Annotated in this window: 18 protein-coding genes; 15 read left to right on the top strand and 3 right to left on the bottom strand. The window is 44.4% G+C overall.

Annotated elements, in window-relative coordinates; translation table 11 throughout:
• Positions 1-90 precede the first annotated feature (90 nt).
• Entirely contained in the window at positions 91-936 is an 846-nt protein-coding gene (ypfJ, locus tag ACYP5M_RS09435) for a KPN_02809 family neutral zinc metallopeptidase (protein WP_434167488.1), read from the bottom strand.
• Positions 937-1,303: 367 nt separating this feature from the next.
• On the opposite strand from ypfJ, the gene safA reads away from it, so the two are divergent.
• From safA to yajC, 10 genes are all read left to right on the top strand, one after another.
• Entirely contained in the window at positions 1,304-4,117 is a 2,814-nt protein-coding gene (safA, locus tag ACYP5M_RS09430; protein WP_459734978.1) for a SafA/ExsA family spore coat assembly protein, read from the top strand.
• Positions 4,118-4,235: 118 nt separating this feature from the next.
• The gene (locus ACYP5M_RS09425; RefSeq protein ID WP_459734977.1) at positions 4,236-5,054 is read left to right on the top strand and encodes a phosphotransferase; all 819 of its coding nucleotides are present in this window, start codon (positions 4,236-4,238) and stop codon (positions 5,052-5,054) included.
• Positions 5,055-5,156: 102 nt separating this feature from the next.
• The gene (locus ACYP5M_RS09420) at positions 5,157-5,756 is read left to right on the top strand and encodes a YhcN/YlaJ family sporulation lipoprotein (RefSeq protein ID WP_157831014.1); all 600 of its coding nucleotides are present in this window, start codon (positions 5,157-5,159) and stop codon (positions 5,754-5,756) included.
• A gap of 109 nt (positions 5,757-5,865) precedes the next feature.
• Positions 5,866-6,366, top strand: a complete 501-nt coding sequence (locus ACYP5M_RS09415) for an intercompartmental signaling factor BofC (protein WP_230176806.1) — start codon at positions 5,866-5,868, stop codon at positions 6,364-6,366.
• Positions 6,367-6,709: 343 nt separating this feature from the next.
• On the top strand, positions 6,710-7,324 hold the full coding sequence (gene ruvA, locus ACYP5M_RS09410; protein WP_101222771.1) for a Holliday junction branch migration protein RuvA: 615 nt from the start codon (positions 6,710-6,712) through the stop codon (positions 7,322-7,324).
• Between the two features lie 11 nt (positions 7,325-7,335).
• Complete coding sequence (gene ruvB, locus ACYP5M_RS09405) at positions 7,336-8,334, top strand: Holliday junction branch migration DNA helicase RuvB (RefSeq protein WP_034308811.1); 999 nt, start codon at positions 7,336-7,338, stop codon at positions 8,332-8,334.
• Entirely contained in the window at positions 8,331-8,537 is a 207-nt protein-coding gene (locus tag ACYP5M_RS09400) for a DUF2905 domain-containing protein (RefSeq protein ID WP_137020415.1), read from the top strand. Before ruvB ends, ACYP5M_RS09400 begins: the two co-directional genes overlap by 4 nt.
• Before the next feature lie 38 nt (positions 8,538-8,575).
• Positions 8,576-9,604: a tRNA preQ1(34) S-adenosylmethionine ribosyltransferase-isomerase QueA gene (gene queA, locus ACYP5M_RS09395; protein ID WP_434167484.1), complete on the top strand. Its 1,029-nt coding sequence runs from the start codon at positions 8,576-8,578 to the stop codon at positions 9,602-9,604.
• Positions 9,605-9,640: 36 nt separating this feature from the next.
• Positions 9,641-10,780, top strand: a complete 1,140-nt coding sequence (gene tgt / locus ACYP5M_RS09390; RefSeq protein WP_101222768.1) for a tRNA guanosine(34) transglycosylase Tgt — start codon at positions 9,641-9,643, stop codon at positions 10,778-10,780.
• Between the two features lie 41 nt (positions 10,781-10,821).
• Entirely contained in the window at positions 10,822-11,106 is a 285-nt protein-coding gene (gene yajC, locus ACYP5M_RS09385) for a preprotein translocase subunit YajC (RefSeq protein ID WP_452444594.1), read from the top strand.
• Positions 11,107-11,151: 45 nt separating this feature from the next.
• Here yajC and ACYP5M_RS09380 read toward each other — a convergent pair whose 3' ends face one another.
• Positions 11,152-11,523: a TIGR04086 family membrane protein gene (locus tag ACYP5M_RS09380; RefSeq protein WP_170971607.1), complete on the bottom strand. Its 372-nt coding sequence runs from the start codon at positions 11,521-11,523 to the stop codon at positions 11,152-11,154.
• Between the two features lie 169 nt (positions 11,524-11,692).
• On the opposite strand from ACYP5M_RS09380, the gene ACYP5M_RS09375 reads away from it, so the two are divergent.
• On the top strand, positions 11,693-12,373 hold the full coding sequence (locus ACYP5M_RS09375) for a DUF421 domain-containing protein (protein WP_230176809.1): 681 nt from the start codon (positions 11,693-11,695) through the stop codon (positions 12,371-12,373).
• Between the two features lie 28 nt (positions 12,374-12,401).
• On the opposite strand, the gene spoVB is transcribed toward ACYP5M_RS09375, so the two are convergent.
• Positions 12,402-13,964, bottom strand: coding sequence for a stage V sporulation protein B (gene spoVB, locus ACYP5M_RS09370; protein WP_101222766.1), 1,563 nt, complete (start codon positions 13,962-13,964; stop codon positions 12,402-12,404).
• Positions 13,965-14,135: 171 nt separating this feature from the next.
• On the opposite strand from spoVB, the gene ACYP5M_RS09365 reads away from it, so the two are divergent.
• The 4 genes from ACYP5M_RS09365 to ACYP5M_RS09350 all read left to right on the top strand — a co-directional run bounded on the left by ACYP5M_RS09365 (position 14,136) and on the right by ACYP5M_RS09350 (position 19,922).
• On the top strand, positions 14,136-14,441 hold the full coding sequence (locus ACYP5M_RS09365) for a post-transcriptional regulator (RefSeq protein ID WP_157831013.1): 306 nt from the start codon (positions 14,136-14,138) through the stop codon (positions 14,439-14,441).
• A gap of 195 nt (positions 14,442-14,636) precedes the next feature.
• Positions 14,637-16,898 carry a protein translocase subunit SecDF gene (gene secDF, locus ACYP5M_RS09360; protein WP_402938702.1) on the top strand — a complete coding sequence of 754 codons (2,262 nt, stop codon included), beginning with the start codon at positions 14,637-14,639 and terminating at the stop codon, positions 16,896-16,898.
• 145 nt (positions 16,899-17,043) lie between these two features.
• The gene (gene recJ, locus ACYP5M_RS09355) at positions 17,044-19,419 is read left to right on the top strand and encodes a single-stranded-DNA-specific exonuclease RecJ (RefSeq protein WP_459734976.1); all 2,376 of its coding nucleotides are present in this window, start codon (positions 17,044-17,046) and stop codon (positions 19,417-19,419) included.
• On the top strand, positions 19,410-19,922 hold the full coding sequence (locus tag ACYP5M_RS09350) for an adenine phosphoribosyltransferase (protein WP_034308789.1): 513 nt from the start codon (positions 19,410-19,412) through the stop codon (positions 19,920-19,922). Before recJ ends, ACYP5M_RS09350 begins: the two co-directional genes overlap by 10 nt.
• Positions 19,923-20,233 lie beyond the last annotated feature (311 nt).

Below are 20,233 nucleotides of genomic sequence, written 5' to 3'. Positions count from 1 at the left end.
TAGACAAACTCGCTTTTCTTCGAATTTGTCTACAATCTGAAGGGGGGATAAGCCCCCCTTTTTTCTTTTAATCTAAACAGGTAAGAACTTTTAAAGGTTACTCGCTTTAAAAGTATTGCCTTCATTCATATCCCCGGATTTAAAACCTTTATTGAACCACCGTTTTCTCTGTTCGGATGTACCGTGCGTGAAGCTGTCCGGAACCACATACCCCTGCGCCTTTTCTTGGATACGGTCATCCCCCACACCACTTGCTGCATTCAAGGCCTCCTCAAGATCGCCTTTTTCAAGCAAATTTTCTCCTTGGACATGATGTGCCCAAACTCCAGCCAAATAATCGGCCTGTAGTTCAAGACGGACAGAATACCTATTATATTCAGTCTCGCTGACCTGTGAACGATCGGGCATTTCCTTTTCCGTTGTCCCTAAAAGTGTCTGAACGTGATGTCCGACTTCGTGGGCAATAACATAGGCCATGGCGAAATCACCAGGTGCCTGGAACTCTTGCTTCAACTCTTGATAAAAGCTGAGATCAATATATAGTTTCATGTCACCCGGACAATAAAATGGCCCTACGGAAGAAGCTGCCATTCCGCATGCCGATTCGACACTGCCTGAATACAGGACAAGGTTCGGTTTCTTATATTCCAGTCCATTTTTTCGGAATTCTTCTGTCCAGACCTGCTCCGTTTCTGCAAGGACGACAGATACGAACTGCGCAAGTTCCTTCTCTTCATCAGTCTCGACATAAGTGCTGCCATTGTTCGATTCAGTAGAATTCAAACTGCCTAACAATTCGCTAGGATTACCGCCAAGAAGCGTCACGATCAAGACAATTACCAATCCGATTCCTCCGCCGATTCCGGCCATGCCTTTTCCGCTCATGCCTCTTCTGTCCTCGACGTTCGAGCTGCCCTGTCTACCTTTCCATTTCATTATTATTCCCCCCAGGGATGTAAGATAAGTACCTGAAGACAAAGCCTTAGGTCATTTACTTTCTTATACCCGGATTACCCTGAGTTTAGACAGAAGTTTGAAAGAAGCGTTTCATAACATGATGGCTTCAAACCTAAAAGCCATTGCCTCCTTTTTTTAGAATGAAGGCAATGGTCCCAATTAAATTTCCTTTTTGAAGATGTCATATCATTTAGTTCCTCTCCAAAAAAGTACCTTCCATTTCTCTAAATCATTGATCCAATCATAAATGTCATTTTTCAAGCATAAGTTTTCATGATAAAAATAATAGCAATTCACCCACTGCTTCATAGAATATATGGACATATGCACAGGAGGGGTTAACAGCGTGAAAATTCATATAGTCCAAAAAGGCGATACACTTTGGAAACTCGCCAAAAAATACGGCGTCAGTTTTGAAGAACTTAAAAAAGTTAACGCGCAATTGAGCAACCCGGATATGATGATGCCCGGAATGAAAATTAAAATACCAGGGACATCCGGAGCTGTAATAAAAGAAACGGCTAAACCAAACGTGAATATTCAACCGGGAATTAAAGAATCCCAAATTCAACCGTACCAGGCTCAGCCAGCGCCTATAAAAGAGCAGCCAATTATGCAAAAACCGGCTGTTAAAGAACAGCCGATGTTTCAACAGCCGGTAAAAGAACAGCCGAAATTTCAGCAGCCGGTAAAAGAACAGCCGAAATATCAACAGCCGGTAAAAGAACAGCCGAAATTTCAGCAGCCGATGAAAGAGCAGCCGAAATTTCAGCAGCCGATGAAAGAGCAGCCGAAATTTCAGCAGCCGGTAAAAGAACAGCCGAAATATCAACAGCCGATAAAAGAGCAACCAATCGTTCAACAGCCAGTGAAGGAAAAACCAGTTAAGAAAGAGCAGCAGATCATTCAGCCAAAGCCAATCATTAAAGAAAAGCAAAAAATCGTTCCAAAAGAAATTCCGGTGCCCATGCCGGTGATTCCGGAAATCGATATCAATAATTACTATATGGTCAACATGACCAATATGAGTGTGCAAAAGCCTCCTGCACCACCACCTTTACCAAAGAAAAAAGAAGAGCCGGTAGCCACTAAAAAGAAGAAAAAGCCAGCTGTACAGCCAGCACAGGAATACATTGAGCCGGTGGATGATTGTATTCCAGTAACACCAATTTTGCCCGGAAGCGGTTATTGCATTCAGCCGCCACCGTGGGCGCAGATGCATATGCAAGCTCCGTATCAAGGAGTTCCAGGGTATCAGACGGCTCCGGAAACATATGGTTATCATATGATGGAAGAGAGCTCTGATATTTGGGGCGAATCCCCTGACATGGAAATGATGGATCAAGGATTCGTTCAAGGGGCGAGCATGAATATACCAAGCCAGCAACAATATCCATATCAAGCCTCCGCACCGGTTCCGCACCATTACTATGGAGGGATGAAACAACAAGCACAAGTAGCAGGTTCATATATGCAGCAAGATTATGAGTCACCAGGCGAATCGCCATCTTCATACAACAATAACTATAACTTCCCTCAGCAGTATAACCAGGCTGCCGGTGAGGAAGAGGAAGAGGAAGATTGCGGCTGTAATAAGGGGTTACTTGGAACTTATGGGCCGGAAGTGAAAGGACAGTATCAAGGGAACCAAAAAATGGATACCAATGCACATCACCATCCAGATTATCACCAATATCAATCCGTTCAGTCACAGCAGCAACAGGCCCCATACCAAGGGATGTCGCTTAATGAGTCTCAAATGGAGAAAGAGATGCAACAATATGAAGAAGAGTCAGTAGAATCGGCTCAATATGAAGGATTCATGATGATGGGCGGCCAAAGCGGTGGTCAGCCGAACATGATGATGGGCGGCCAAAGCGGTGGTCAGCCGAACATGATGATGGGCGGCCAAAACGGAGGTCAGCCGGACATGATGATGGGCGGCGGCCAAAACGGTGATCAGCCGGACATGATGATGGGCGGCCAAAACGGAGGTCAGCCGGACATGATGATGGGCGGCCAAAACGGAGGTCAGCCGGACATGATGATGGGCAGCCAAAACGGTGGTCAGCCGGACATGATGATGGGCGGCCAAAACGGAGGTCAGCTGGACATGATGATGGGCGGCCAAAACGGAGGTCAGCCGGACATGATGATGGGCAGCCAAAACGGTGGTCAGCCAGACATGATGATGGGCGGCCAAAACGAAGGTCAGCCAGGCATGATGATGGGCAGTCAAAACGGAGGTCTACCAGGAATAAAAGAGATTCAATTAGGAGGTCCTCCATTCATGATGGGCGGTCAAAACGGAGGTCAGCCAGGTATGATGATGGGCGGCCAAAATGGAAGCCAGCCAGGTATGATGATGGGCGGCCAAAATGGAAGCCAGCCAGGTATGATGATGGGCGGCCAAAACGGAGGTCAGCCAGGTATGATGATGGGCGGCCAAAACGGAGGCCAGCCAGGCATGATGATGGGCGGCCAAAACGGAGGCCAGCCAGGCATGATGATGGGCGGCCAAAACGGAGGTCAGCCAGGTATGATGATGGGCGGCCAAAACGGAGGTCAGCCAGGTATGATGGGCGGTCAAAATGGAGGTCAGCCAGGTATGATGATGGGCGGTCAAAACGGAGGCCAGCCAGGTATGATGATGGGCGGCCAAAATGGAGGTCCTCCATTCATGATGGGCGGTCAAAACGGAGGTCAACCAGGTATGATGGGCGGTCAAAATGGAGGTCAGCCAGGTATGATGATGGGCGGCCAAAACGGAGGTCAGCCAGGTATGATGATGGGCGGCCAAAACGGAAGTCAGCCAGGCATGATGATGGGCGGCCAAAATGGAGGTCAGCCAGGTATGATGATGGGCGGTCAAACCGGAGGTCCGCCGTGGATGGGCCGTCAAAATGGAAGTCAGCCGTGGATGATGGGCGATCAAAACGGAGGCCAGCCAGGTATGATGGGCGGTCAAACCGGAGGCCAGCCGGGAATGATGCCTAGACAATTTGGTGGTCAGCCGGACATGATGCGCGGTCAGCTAGGGGGGCAACCTGAAGCTATGTTACCTGGACAAATGGGTGGCCAGCCAGGCCAATTCGGGGGAGTTCGTGCGCCTGAAACATTTGGGATACCGACATATGTAGATGAAAGCGATGACTACTAATTATCAAGGAGACAGTGTTTTTAACACTCGTCTCCTCTCTTATTTAAATCGTAAGCCAAGGAATGTCCACCATATTCAAAGCAGTGTCTATTTAATAACTTTTGAAAAGGGTCATTCAATGATCCTTAAAGGATTCGACAGCTTTGAAAAGTGGGATCGGCAAAGGGAATTGACTTCTTTGTTAAAACAAAAGGGTTTTCATCAAACGTATTATATTCATCAGAATTTAATGCCCTTTGAATTTAAAGGGAAATGGTATGGGAGTATGGACTATTTTCCGCCGAGTAAGAAAAAATTCAGATATTCCAATCATAAGGACCGTTTAGAGGGAATTAAGTTACTGGAAAGCTTCCATGATGTGTCGGAACATCTCTCCATTAACGCGCCTGTGTTCAATCAATACAAAAAGTGGAAAGAACGTTTATCACTTTTTAAAAAGAACTTTTCTTATGTTCGCCAATATGTTTCCGAAGATATTATCAAGGAATGGATTAGATGGGGTGAATGGGCGCTAGAGGGGTTTGATAAAAATCAGTCTTTATGGAATAAGGAAAAGAAAGTAATCATTCATGGTGATTGTGCCCACCATAATTTCTTGCGCAGAGCGGATGGCACTTTGACTTTAATCGATTTTGACCTAATGGCAAATGCCCCGAGGTGCATTGATTATTTACAGTATGCAAATCGAATATCGCATCATTTGGAAGATGCGGCCACCGATCTGTGGGAATTGCCGCAATTGCAAAGGTATGAGTCAGACCCGGCCTTTTTATATGCTTTAACTTATCCTACCGATATTTTCCGTGAATGGAATCGTCTTAATAAAAGTTCTTCCCAGCTTCATTCGGTCTGGAAAATGTCCGTGGAAGGTTTTTCGGAGCGGATGACGATGAATGAAAAATTGGCAAAAAGGATTTCTTCCCTTAATAGGAATTAATACGGGTTTTTGGCCGTATCTTACAGAGTACATTTCCCGTTCGACACCCATGCTAATTATGAGCGTAATATAGCTCATTCAATTGCAATGGGAGGGTTATTGGTGCAGAAAATAAAATGGGCACAGCCGCTTTGTACGGTATTGGCCGCCGTCAGTTTGGTTGGATGTGCTAATAATGATACAGCGGAAAATGAAAATATCACGAATGATACAGGATACCATGAAAAAGATGCATTGGTTCGCAACATCAATTATGAGAATATGGTGCAAGGTTTATACAATAAAGATGATGCGTACAGTAAGAGTGACCGTAACTACCATGGACATGAGAGTAAACCGCTTAAGGCGCGATCATCTTATTATAATTCTTATGAAGGCGCTTTAGCAGACAAAGTCAATGGTGTCGCCAATAAAGTGGAGCCGGTCATCGATACCAGGACGATCATCATGAAAGACGAAATGCTGGTAGCCTTGCTGCTTGATGACTACAGCCAAGCAAAAGATGTTAAAGAAAGAATCAAGAAGGAAATCGGACCGCTTACCAATGGCCGTACCCTATATGTCACCACAGATGAAGGTGTCTATTTCAGGACGATGACACTTGATAACAATCTTCGGGATGGCGACACGAGGGAAATGATCATTTTAGATGCCAATGACATGTTCGATAACCTTAACATTCACGAAAATCACTTGAAATAATTAGTGAGCTGACCCGATATGGAGTCAGCTCTTTTTGATTTTTTTCTGGTTAATAATCCTTATTTGGGTCAAACTACATAAAAAGTAAACGCCTTAAGAGGTGAGTATATTGATTAATCAACTCAGAATCCAATTTTTCATGACGCTTTTCATATTGCCATTTTGCTTAACCGTTTTTGCCGAAGAAACCGTTCAAAAGGAAAATGATCCAATTGAGAGGAAGGTCATTCTTCAGCGTATGTATCTGGATGGCGAGTTAAGTGAAGAGAAATTGACAGAAACCATTTGGTCGATGGAGGACTTTTGGTCAAAATATGAAGGATGGAAAGTAGTCGATCAAAATGAAGAGCAGATTGTCATGAAGAAAATTGAAAATGACATATCTCCGCTCTTAAAAGCGAACGGTTACCTTGGTATGAGGGAAGATGGTACGTTATCCATTTTTATCGGAAGGCCTGAGCATGCCAAGATCATTCATACTTTTTACCAAATAGACGTTGGTAAACTAGAAGCATACAAGCAGGAGGAACTGCAAAAAGGGATTCCGATCATGAATAAAGACCAATATAAACAGCTTATTAAAGAATATGAGCCATATTCGGTAAACTAGGGTGGGATGATATCCGATCCTTCAGACTGTAGATAAACTCGATAATAATGGAGTTTGTCTACAGTTTTTTTATATTTACAATTTAACTGTTGATTTCCACTGCAGGCACTCGCTTTCTGCGGGCGGTCCGCTCTCGGAGCCTTTCTGCCTGTGGGGTCTCGCTTGGACGCGTATTTCCGGCAGGAGTCTCGCATACCCATTCCAATTAACATTGTTTTATGGATGACAATGACACCGGAAGTAATGTGAAAGGACTTTGCAGACTATGAAATAACTTTTAATGAACAACACCCCCTTTTTATGATAAAATGAGAGGTACAGCAAAATCAGGGAGAGAATTAATTTGTATGATTATATAAAAGGCAAGGTCGATTATATTGGGCCTGAATACATAGTTGTGGAAAATGGGGGGATCGGATATCAAGTGATGACGCCGAATCCTTTTATTTTTTCCGCTCAATACCAGAAAGAAATTCAAGTTTACCTGTATCATTATGTTCGTGAGGATATGGCAGCATTATATGGATTCCAGACTCGTCAAGAAAAGGCGTTATTCACAAAATTATTGAATGTAACCGGAATCGGGCCGAAGGGTGCTCTAGCCATATTGGCATCAGGCCAGGTTGATCAGGTGGTGCAGGCAATCGAAAATGAAGATGAATCGTTTTTGGTGAAATTCCCGGGAGTCGGAAAGAAAACGGCAAGGCAAATGATCCTCGATTTAAAAGGGAAACTTGAGAATATAATTCCGGATGCGTTTCCAAGCTTGTTTAACGAAGGCGTCACGGCTGCACTAAGTCCAAATGGTTATACAGAGGAATTGGATGAAGCCGTTCTTGCATTGAAGGCTCTTGGTTATTCTGAAAAGGAAGTCCAAAAGGTTGCCAAGAAATTGCAGGCTGAAGATATGACGACCGAGCAATATATTAAGAAAGCATTGCAAATGATGTTAAGATAAGGAGTGGCGCAATGGAGGAGAGAATATTCAATCAGGAAGCCGATTTGAACGAACTGTCCTTTGAACAAAGCCTGCGGCCGCAAAACTTAAAGCAATATATCGGACAGGATAAAGTGAAAGCGAATTTAAGTGTATATATCGAAGCGGCAAGGATGCGTGAAGAAACGCTCGATCATGTACTTTTATATGGACCGCCTGGCCTTGGAAAGACGACGCTTGCCGTCATCATCGCCAATGAAATGGGTGTGAATATCCGCACGACTTCCGGTCCCGCCATTGAGCGGCCGGGAGATCTGGCGGCCATTTTGAGTGCACTTGAACCTGGTGATGTATTGTTCATTGATGAGATTCACCGTCTTCCCCGTGTCGTTGAAGAAGTGCTATACCCGGCTATGGAGGACTTCTGTCTGGATATTGTAGTCGGTAAGGGGCCGGAAGCCCGTTCGATCAGGATCGACTTGCCGCCGTTTACCCTCGTAGGGGCCACGACACGTGCAGGCTCACTTTCTGCACCGCTCAGGGACCGTTTTGGCGTTTTGAGCCGTCTTGAATATTATACGGAAAACCATTTGACTGATATCATCATCCGTACTGCAAGAATCATGGATACGGAAATGGATGATCAAGCAGCGGCAGAGCTTGCAAGAAGATCAAGGGGCACACCAAGAATAGCCAATCGGCTTTTACGGAGGGTCAGGGATTTCGCCCAGGTACGCGGTGATGGTACGATAACGGCCGAGCTTGCCGATTATGCGCTTGAATTAATGCAGGTCGACCGTTTAGGACTCGATCATATTGACCATAAATTACTTAAAGGGATTATTGAAAAATTCCGTGGCGGGCCCGTGGGTCTGGAAACGATTGCTGCAACGATTGGCGAAGAGGCACATACGATCGAAGATGTGTATGAACCATATCTGTTACAAGTCGGTTTTCTTCAGCGTACCCCAAGAGGCCGGATGGCAACACAGCTTGTTTATGAGCATTTCGGAATGGAGATGCCTGAATGATGAATATACCAAAGATGGTTATGATTCTAGGTGTGATTATATTCGTGATTGGTTTTGCGATGAAATATATCAGTCTCGGCAGGCTGCCGGGAGATATTTTTCTGAAAAAGGGGAATACGACGTTTTACTTTCCCATCGTTACATCAATCATCGTCAGTGTTGTATTGTCCGCGATTTTTTATTTGATCGGCCGTTTTAAATAATGATTACAGCTTGATAGACACGTAAGGAAGTGGAACAGATGAAATTGGATATGTTTGATTTTCATTTACCGGAGGAACTGATTGCCCAAGTTCCTTTGGAGGATAGGGAAGCAAGTAGATTGATGGTGCTGGACAAAGAAACCGGCAAGCTTCAGCATGATGTATTCAGCCATATCACGGAATATATCAAACCGGGAGATTGCCTGGTGTTGAATGATACGAAGGTGCTTCCGGCCCGGCTTTACGGCAGTAAAGAAGGAACGGGTGCAAAAATAGAAGTCTTGCTGCTTAAGCAAGAGCATGATGATGTATGGGAAACGCTTGTGAAGCCGGCCAAACGGATTAAAGAAGGCTCGACAATCGTTTTTGGCGATGGTAAGCTGAGTGCCGTTTGTACAGGTGTACTTGAGCATGGCGGCCGAATCCTTGAATTTAAATATGAAGGCATATTTTATGAAATACTGGAGAAGCTTGGCGAAATGCCGTTACCTCCCTATATCAAGGAACAACTCGACGACCAGGACCGCTATCAAACGGTTTATGCGCGTGAACGGGGATCTGCAGCCGCACCTACTGCTGGCCTGCATTTTACGGAGGAGTTGCTCGGGAAACTTAAAGAGATGGGTGTCCACATCGCATTCATCACGCTGCATGTCGGGCTTGGTACATTCCGTCCAGTAAGTGTCGACGATATTGATAGCCACGAGATGCATTCCGAATTTTATCAAATGACGGAAGGCACTGCCAGATTACTGAATGATGTGAAAGGAAATGGCGGGAAAATCATTACGGTCGGCACTACTTCCACAAGGACATTGGAAACGATTGCGTCCCGCAATGATGGGGCTTTCAAGGAAGAGAATGGCTGGACGAGCATCTTCATTTATCCTGGTTATGAGTTCAAAGGAATCGATGCGATGATAACGAACTTCCATTTGCCCAAATCGACTTTAATCATGCTGATTTCTGCACTTGCGGGCAGGGAGCATGTCCTTCATGCCTATGAAACGGCTGTGGAAGAAAAATACAGGTTCTTTAGTTTTGGAGATGCAATGTTAATTAAGTAATATAAGAGTGAGAAGCTCTTGAAGGGAGTTATTGCGTTGACTGCAATACGATATGAGTTAATCAAAACATGTAAACAGACAGGGGCACGGCTAGGCCGGGTCCATACGCCGCATGGTTCTTTCGAAACTCCGGCATTTATGCCGGTTGGAACGATGGCTACTGTCAAAACGATGTCCCCGGAAGATTTGAAACAAATGGGGGCTGGCATCATCCTGAGCAATACGTACCACCTATGGCTGCGTCCGGGGCATGAAATCATCAAGGAAGCTGGCGGATTGCATAAGTTCATGAACTGGGATCGGGCGATTTTGACCGATTCAGGCGGCTTTCAAGTCTTCAGTTTGAGCGAGTTTCGCAAAATTGAAGAAGAGGGCGTGCATTTCAGGAACCATCTGAATGGCGATAAATTATTCTTATCCCCGGAAAAAGCGATGGAAATACAAAATGCACTTGGCTCGGATATTATGATGGCATTTGATGAATGTCCGCCATTTCCGGCGACTGAAGAGTATATGAAGAAGTCGGTTGAACGAACATCACGCTGGGCGGAACGCTGTTTGAATGCACATGAGCGTCCTAATGACCAAGGGCTGTTTGGTATCGTTCAAGGCGGGGAGTTTGAAAACCTTCGCAAACAAAGTGCAAAAGACCTTGTCTCCCTTGACTTCCCGGGTTATGCTATTGGAGGGTTATCCGTTGGGGAACCGAAGGATATCATGAACCGCGTCCTTGAGTTTACAAGTCCGCTGCTGCCAAGTAACAAACCTCGTTACCTGATGGGAGTCGGTTCGCCGGACTCATTGATCGATGGTGCACTCCGCGGTATCGATATGTTTGACTGTGTACTGCCGACGCGAATTGCGCGTAATGGTACGCTCATGACGAGCAATGGGCGGCTGGTTGTGAAAAATGCGAAGTATGCACGCGATTTCGGTCCAATCGATGAAAATTGCGATTGCCATGTTTGCAAGAATTATAGCCGGGCATATATCCGCCATTTGATTAAGTGTGAAGAAACCTTTGGGATTCGTCTTACGACTTACCATAATCTTCATTTTCTGTTAAACTTGATGGAACAGGTCAGACAAGCTATTCGAGAAGATCGTCTTGGAGACTTTAGGGAAGAGTTTTTTGAGCAGTATGGTTTCAATGAACCAAATGCGAGAAACTTCTAATTCCATAAATATTTTAATGAACGAAAGGAGTGAATATAAAAATGGGTTCTTTAACACAAATACTTCCGTTGATTTTAATGTTCGTATTGTTCTATTTCTTATTGATCCGCCCGCAGCAAAAACGTGCAAAGGCTACGCAAAGCATGCAAAGCAGTTTGAAAAAAGGTGATAAAGTTGCTACTATCGGCGGCATGCACGGAACAATCGATGCAATCGATGAACTGCAAATCGTCATTAAATCACCAGACGGTACAAAACTGACGTTTGACCGTGCAGCAATCCGTGAAATTACGGAAAGCGCACCGAATAAAGAAACATCCCTATAAGACAAACGAAAACCGGGCCATGTGCCCGGTTTTTTGCTGTGTTTTTTAATCGGAGCGGGAGTCGGAACTCATGTTGACCCCAAGCACGCCGCCCATCATGGCCGTAATCACAAAACAGCCATAGTATATCCATTGCTTGATGGTGAAAAGTGCATCGTGACCTAAATATTGAAAAAGGAACACGACCAACAGATAAAGCAGCCCAGTGCTCCCGCCCAAGAATAGTCCTTGCTTTTTCCCTTTGCCTCCTGAAATGAATCCACCAATGAACAGCGATAAAAAGGACACGATCATGATCACGTATGTCAGGGATGATTCCGTCAGTGAAGTAAAACGAAGAAGGATGGAAACGATTAAACTAGCAATCATCGCTATGGCAAAGATGGAGCCTACGCCATAAATTACGGCGACACTCATTTTTTTAGTTTCGATGGGTATTCCTCCTTTTTGAAAGGCTGATACGTATAGCCTGTTTATGTGTTTGTACAAGCATATTCCCGATATCGAACCTTTAGACCAGGTTTAGGAAGCTTCCCGCAAAATTAGAAAAGAATATGGAGTAATTTTTCAGTTCCCAAGCCATGCTATGGATGAAGGATGTGGTATTGAAGTGGATATCCTGGCTATTATTTTTAGAACAACAGTGATCTATCTAGTCATCTTAATCCTTTTTCGAATGATGGGTAAGCGGGAAGTTGGGGAATTGAGCATTCTTGATTTAGTGGTATCCATCATGATCGGGGACATTGCCGTCCTTTCCTTTGAAGATTTGGATAGACCATTTTTCAGGCAAATCATTCCGATGTTCGTTCTTGCTTTCATCCAAATAATATTGGCTTTCATTTCATTGAAAAGCATTAGATTTCGAAACATCGTGGACGGTACGCCCCAGATCATCATCAATCAAGGGAAAATAGATGAAAAAGCGATGCGTAAGCAACGATATACTTTCGATGATTTATTGACCCAGCTGCGAGAACAGGGGATTAGTGATTTAAATGAGGTGCAATTCGCAATCCTCGAATCTACCGGGAAGCTTTCGATCATCAAGAATACCAAAGACAAAAGGTCTAAAACCAAGGAAACACCTTTTCCCCTTATAATCGACGGGGAGATACAGGAGAGGAATCTCGATAGAATTGGCAAAAATCATTTTTGGCTCCGGCACCAGTTGAAAAAGCTGGGAGAAACGAAGATTAAAGAGATTTCGATTTGTGGGTACATAGATGGCCAATTTTACATCGACAAAAATGAAACGAAGAAATGACCGAAGCCTTTTAATGCTTCGGTTCATTTTATTTCCAAGCGAATTTTGATAAAAAGCCGCCCACTACAGGAATCCTGATCAGATCCGCCTTTTTTATGCTGCCGGTCATGAGCAGGAAAAATGTGAACAGCAGGATAACGACCGTCACGGAAAGCAAAAGCCGTATGCCAAGAGGCTGTGAGGAGAGCGGGAATTGATAAAGATAATAACCGCCCCACCCGGAAATTAAGGCAAGGACCAATGCTGACATATAGCTGCGGAAATGAAGCGTGAAAGGGACGACCTTCAGCACAGTTGAAAAATGCAGGAAGGTAACGAGCATCGTACCGACGGCTATCCCGATTGCGGCACCCATGATCCCGAAACTTTCCTTTGACGCCAGCAGCCAGATCACACCGATTTTAAGGATGTTACCTGCCAGGCTGTTGAACATTGCTGCCTTTGCAAGATCCAGTGCTTGCAGCATGGATTGCAGCGGATATTGAAAGTAATAAAGGATGAAAAAGGGTGCCAGGAATTTAATGAAAACGGCAGCATGCGAAGAGCCATACATGACTTGTAAAATCGGTTCGGCAAAGATGAACAGAATGACGATAGCTAAACAGCCTGTGATAAAGGTGATTTTCAGGGCCTGCTGAAGCCTGTGTTCAACGAGTGAAAAGTTCCCTGTCGTACGGGCTTCGCTCACTGCCGGGACAAGTGCCGTCGCCAATGATGACGTAACGAAGGAAGGAAGCATGAGTAAAGGCAGGGCGTACCCTGTCAGCTCCCCGTATTGGCTTGTGGCTGCGGCCGCGGTGACTCCGGCGAGTGCCAAACTCTGGGCGACCACTATCGGTTCGAAAAACCACGAAACCGATCCAATCATCCTGCTTCCGGTGGAAGGAAGGGCAATCCCCATCAATTCGGTGAACGTTCCTTTTCCGGATTTGACATTCTTGAAGAAACCCTTTCTGAACTTAAAATGTTTCTTTAATTTAAAGCTGGTCAATAAGTAGATGAGAGATACAAGCTCACCGATAATCGATGCGAACATCGCCCCGGCTGCAGCATATTCGATTCCATATGGCAAAAAGGCCTTTGTCAGGACGGCTATGAAAGTGATTCGGGCCACCTGTTCGATAACTTGTGAGAAAGCGAATGGCTTCATATTTTGCTTGCCTTGGAAATAACCGCGCAGTACGGAAGATATGGCGATGATCGGTACGATAGGGGCAATCGCCATGAGCGGCCATACCGTCCGTTTATCAGTGAATAGGTATTCTGAGAGAGCCGGTGCGAAAAGGAGCATCGCAGGAGTGAAAATCATCGATAGAGTAAAGGTGCAAGCCAAAGAGACGACAAGGATTTTCTTGATTTTCCGTTCATCACCTCTGGCATTTGCCTCAGCCACGTATTTCGAAATGGCGATTGGCAGGCCTAACTGGGTTATGTTCACGACGAGAAAGAGGGTCGGTAAAGCCATCATATATAAACCAACGCCTTCTTCGCCGATGAAGCGGGCGATGACAATGCGGTTAATGAAACCAAGAACCCGTGTAATCAGGCTTGCGATTAATAAAATCAGCGTCCCTTTTAAAAATTTGGACATTGAACTCCCTCCCTGCCTTCTCAAAAAAGCGGTTATGCTATACAATTATCTATATGCTTGTACTTGGACAAAGCATGACAAAAGTGTTTGTTTGCGTTCTAACAAATGATAAGAAACCCTTCTAAGAAAATGCGCATTCATTTGAGAATCATTTTTACTGGAGGCAAAGTGATGGCAAAAAAGAATCATCCCTATCAAAGGTATTATCTAAAGGTGCGTCCATTTTTAAAGAGCAAGCGTGAGGAATTCCAAATGGTCGGATTGAATGCCGTAACGGAGGAAGACATATGGGGAACCTTAACCAAAAATAAATGGAAGCGTCCTCAGGAAAACATTCATATACATGAACTTGTCGCAGATATCGTGACATTTTCGAGCAACCAGTTCATGACCTTCCAAATGGTCGAAGCTTATAAATCACCAAACCTATTTGAGCCGCTTTCTGAAGATGAACTGAAGGAACTTTTGAAAGAATGACGCAAAGATATACTTAAATTGACAGCTGTTTGTATTTGACTCATAATAGATATGGTCATGCTTTTTTTGGAAAAGCATGGAAAGCTGTGTCTTTTTTCTCAAGAAGAAAAGGGCATGCAGTTATCATATGAACAAAAAATGACAGTTTTTTTAACTTCAGGAACAGGCGTATTATAGAAAGGGGCCTACTACATAATGGTAAAAAGAAGCAGGATCGTTGCGTTTTTTCTAATCGCACTTTTGATTTTCGCAGCGATGGGGACGACTTCAAAAGGAATCCTAAAGGATATCAAGCTGGGTCTTGATCTTCAAGGCGGTTTTGAAGTGTTATATGAAGTAAAACCGCTGTCTGGGGAGAAGATCACCCCGGATGTTTTACGGGCTACAGTAAGCTCGCTTGAGCGGCGTGTCAATGTTTTGGGTGTTAGCGAGCCTAACATACAAATCGAAGGGAAAGACCGGATCCGCGTTCAATTGGCTGGGGTCAAAGACCAGAACAACGCTCGGGAAATCCTTTCGACACAAGCTAAATTATCCTTCCGTGATTACAACGATAAGGAAATGATGACCGGGGCCGACCTGAAAGAAGGAGGCGCGAAACAAACGTTCCAAGATAATCAACCGGTTGTTGAAGTCACATTGAAAGATGTGGATAAATTTAAGGACATCACTCAAAAAATATCCACGATGGAAAGTCCGACTAATGTACTTGCAATCTGGCTGGATTTTGAGGAAGGAAAAGATTCCATCAAAGATACCTCTTCACAGGACAATATGATTTCAGCTCCAGCTGTCAGTGAAGTTTTTAATACGAAGAAGGTGTATATTACCGGTCAATTCACGGTTGAAGAAGCGAAAGAGCTTGCAGCCCTTCTGAATGCAGGCGCCCTGCCTGTGGATTTAACAGAAAAGTACTCCACTTCTGTAGGTGCCCAATTCGGTGCAGGTGCACTGAATGATACTATTTTTGCAGGAATCATCGGAATTGCACTTGTTTTTATCTTCATGCTTGTGTATTACCGCTTCCCGGGATTCATTGCAGTCGTTACTTTAAGCATATACATTTTCTTGACTCTATTAGTGTTTGATTGGATGAATGCGGTCCTTACGCTGCCTGGTATTGCGGCATTGGTACTCGGGGTCGGGATGGCTGTCGATGCCAATATCATAACCTATGAGCGAATCAGGGATGAATTGAAACTTGGTAGATCCGTTAAGGCGGCTTATAAAGAAGGTACTAAGAATTCACTTGCTACAATCACGGATGCGAATTTAACGACCCTGCTGGCTGCGGCCGTACTGTTCTATTATGGAACAAGCTCGGTTAAAGGGTTTGCCACCACTTTGATCATTTCGATTTTAATGAGTTTCATTACAGCCGTTTATGGTACACGCCTCTTCATGAGCCTGTGGGTGAATAGCGGGTTCCTCGACAAACGTACAGGATGGTTTGGCGTGAAGAAGAAGCACATTCACGATTTATCCGAGAAGATGGATTTAATGTCATTGCCAACACGCTTTGATAAAATCGATTTCGTCAAACATCGGAAAGTTTTTTATGGCATTTCAATTGGTGTCACCATAATCGGGATCATATTCCTGCTCGTCTTTAGATTGAATCTCGGGATTGATTTCACGAGCGGCACCCGAATCGAGATTGCTTCCAAAGACGTCTTGACGACACAGCAAGTCAAAACCGAAATGGAAAAGGTCGGTATCGACGAAGGGGATATCAAGGATGTCAGGCTCGCTGGACAAGACAATAAGAATGCTGTCGTTCGGACAGTCGGTGTCCTCGATAAACAAGAGATTGCTGAATTGAAGGACCATTTCAAGAAGGATTACGGAGCAGAACCGAATGTCAGCACCGTATCACCGACTGTAGGGAAAGAGCTTGCTAAAAATGCCATGTTTGCGTTAGCGATTGCATCAATCGGAATCATATTGTATGTATCGATACGATTTGAATGGCGAATGGCTGTTCCTGCCGTTGTCGCGCTTATACATGATGCATTCTTCATCATCACGATTTTTAGCTTACTCCGGCTCGAAGTGGATATCACCTTCATTGCTGCGGTTCTGACGATCGTCGGTTATTCGATCAATGATACGATCGTAACCTTTGACCGTATTCGTGAAAACCTACGCTTCAGCCGTAAAATCAAAACCGCCGAAGAGCTTGAGAACATTGTTAACATCAGTATCAGGCAAACTTTGACGAGATCCATTAACACGGTTTTGACCGTTCTCATTACGGTCATCGCATTGATGATCTTCGGTAGTGAAGCTATCCGAAACTTCTCCATTGCCTTGTTCATCGGTTTGATATGCGGCGTTTATTCATCGCTATTGATCGCTTCCCAATTCTGGCTTGATTTAAAAATCAGGGAATTGAAGAAGAAGGGTCCGCTGAATACCGCAAAAGAAAAGAAACAAAGTCTTGAAGGACAAGTTTAATAGGTGAGGGGGGCTGGCATGATGCCAGCCTTCTTTTTGTTAAACTAAGTTTATTGGATAGGGAATTACAGCCATTTATGAGTTTAAAATAAAATTGAAACTGGTATATTCGTTTTGTATAATGAGTAGGTTGAGGGGTGAATAAATGTTAAAGCCAAAAACACGGTGGAACTTGCAATCTGCCGATGAAAACAAAGTTGCTGTACTAGCTGAAGAGCTTCATATCACACCTTTGGTTGCAGCCCTGCTTGTGAATCGAGGCCTGGATACAATTGAAAGTGCCCGATCGTTTTTATTTGTAAAAAATCAAACTTTTCATGATCCATTTTTATTGAAGGATATGGATAAAGCAGTATATAGAATAAGAGAAGCCATTCAAAATGGGGAAAAAATACGTATATTCGGTGATTATGATGCGGATGGCGTGACATCGACCACAGTGATGATGACTGCGCTGATGAAATTGGGGGCCAATGTTGATTTTTATATCCCGAATCGGTTTACAGAGGGGTATGGTCCGAATCCGATGGCGTTCCGCCTTGCAGCTGAGCAAGGGGTGAAGGTATTAATAACCGTCGATACCGGAATTTCTGCAATCGATGAAGCGAAACTTGCCGGCGAGCTTGGCATGGATTATATATTGACCGACCACCACGAACCGGGGCCGGAACTGCCTGAGGCATTGGCAATCATCCATCCTAAACTTGAGAACAGTTCCTATCCATTTAAAGACCTTGCCGGAGTAGGGGTCGCATTTAAGCTTGCACACGCCCTGCTTGGGGAATTGCCTGAGGATCTGCTTGAAATAGCGGCAATCGGCACGATAGCGGATTTAGTGCCATTGCAAGGGGAAAACCGCCTCATTGCTGCGCAAGGCATCGAGCAGTTGCGTTTGACTCGCCGCCCGGGACTTGTTGCGTTAATGAAAGTGGCTAATGTTCAGCAGGAAGCATTGAATGAAGAATCAATCGGCTTTGCGATGGCACCGAGGATCAATGCTGTCGGGCGCCTTGGAGATGCCGATCCCGCTGTCGATTTATTGATGTCACAAAGCCTGGAAGAAGCGGTGGAACTTGCGAATGAAATTAATGATATCAATAAAGAGCGGCAGGAAATGGTTGCAGCAATGGCGGAAGAAGCGATTGCTGAAGTCGAGGAAAACTTCCCGTCGGAGTCCAATGGCGTGCTCATCATCGGAAGGGAAGGCTGGAACGCAGGAGTCGTGGGGATTGTTGCCTCTAAACTTGTCGAACGCTTTTACCGGCCCACGATTGTATTGAGCTATGACCGGGAAAAGGGATACGCGAAAGGTTCTGCTCGGAGCATCGCCGGTTTCGATCTTTTTCAAAGTCTTTCCGCCTGCCGTGAACTGCTGCCTCATTTCGGTGGGCATCCGATGGCTGCTGGAATGACATTGAAAATTGAAGATGTCCAGGAGCTCAGGGACCGTATGAACTTGATTGCGAAGGAACAACTGAACGAAGAGGACTTCACACCGATTACAAACTTGGACGGGGCTACGACTTTAGCTGACGTTTCCATTCAAACGATTCAGGAAATGAGCTTGCTGGCGCCATTTGGGGTAACGAATCCCAAGCCGAAGATATTGATAGATTCCGTACAGCTTTCAAGTGTCCGCAAAATAGGTGCCAACCAAAATCACTTGAAGGTCTCGCTTGAAGATGGTGAAAATCACAAACTTGACGGTGTGGGCTTCGGTCTTGGTCATTTTGTCGATGAAATAGCTCCGCACGCTGAGGTCTCGGTTATTGGTGAGCTTTCCATCAATGAGTGGAATAATATGAAAAAGCCCCAGATCTTTGTCCAGGATGTGTCGGTAAACCATTGGCAGTTATTCGATTACCGCGGCAAGGGACAGGCAGAGAAGTGGCTTGCCGACATTCCTGCACAAAACCGGAAAATCGTCATTTTCTCGGAAGATATCTATAGCAGATATCCATTTTTACAAAGCCATCCGGATCTCGTTATTATCAAGAATGAACTGGATGCAGAGCAGCTCGACTGCTTCGAAGGTCATTTGGTATTTATGGACATGCCGCAGTCAAGGGAATATTTGAAACGGGTGATTGCCGATAAGCACCCTTCGCGTATCTACGCTCACTTTTCCCATGAACAGGACCATTTCCTAAGTACGATGCCAACAAGGGATCATTTCAAATGGTTTTATGCCTTCCTTGCCAAAAAGGGACCGCTCGATGTGAAAAGATATGGTGATGACCTAGCCAAATATCGCGGCTGGTCAAGAGATACTGTGGATTTCATTTCTAAGGTGTTTTTTGAGCTTGATTTTGTTACAATAGAGAATGGGTTAATTATGCTCACAACCAATGCGAAAAAACGCGATCTCAGTGAATCTGAATCGTATACAAGAAAGAAAGAGCAATTTGAGCTTGAACAAGAGCTTGTTTATTCTTCCTATCAGCAATTATTCGATTGGTTCAATCATTATTTAGTTCATGAGGCAACAGACCTTGAGGAGGAAACAAAGCAATGGATTTAAAGCAATATGTAACAATTGTGCAAGACTGGCCAAAACCGGGTATTGTCTTCAAAGATATTACAACATTAATGGATAACGGTGCAGCTTATAAATACGCAACAGACCAAATCGTCGAGTACGCTCGCGATAAGAATATCGACTTGGTGGTCGGGCCGGAAGCGCGCGGATTCATTATCGGATGTCCAGTCGCATACTCATTGGAAGTGGGCTTTGCTCCAGTGAGAAAAGAAGGAAAACTTCCACGTGAAACGATAAAAGTCGAATATGGATTAGAATATGGCAAGGATGTATTGACAATCCATAAAGATGCCATTAAACCGGGACAGCGTGTACTGATTACGGACGATTTACTTGCTACCGGGGGAACAATCGAAGCGACGATCAAATTGGTTGAACAGCTTGGCGGAATTGTAGCCGGGATTGCATTCCTCATTGAATTGACTGACTTGGATGGTAAAGATAAATTAGACGGCTATGATGTCTTGACATTAATGAGCTTTTAATAAAGAAGAGCACTCTGACCAGGGTGCTCTTTCTGTTTTTACCCGTTTTTTCTGGACTTTGTCGAATTTCCAGTGAAAAAAAGCAGTATTCTTTATAAAATACACGTTTATCTCTTTACATCCTTGCCTTTTTTTTCGATAATAGTAATAATAAAGAGTTTTTCTGCTAATAAGTTTATTTGCACTTTTATCCGTTTAAGCGGATTTATTTTTTTTCGCAAAAATTGTCACGTTTTGCAGAATAAAGGGAAGTGCTACCAATCATACTCAATCCGGATCATATCCGGTGGCAGTTAAAGTGGGGTAAAGGT

This window comes from Peribacillus sp. N1 (assembly GCF_054600815.1).
This window is presented reverse-complemented; position numbering and strand designations above follow the sequence as displayed.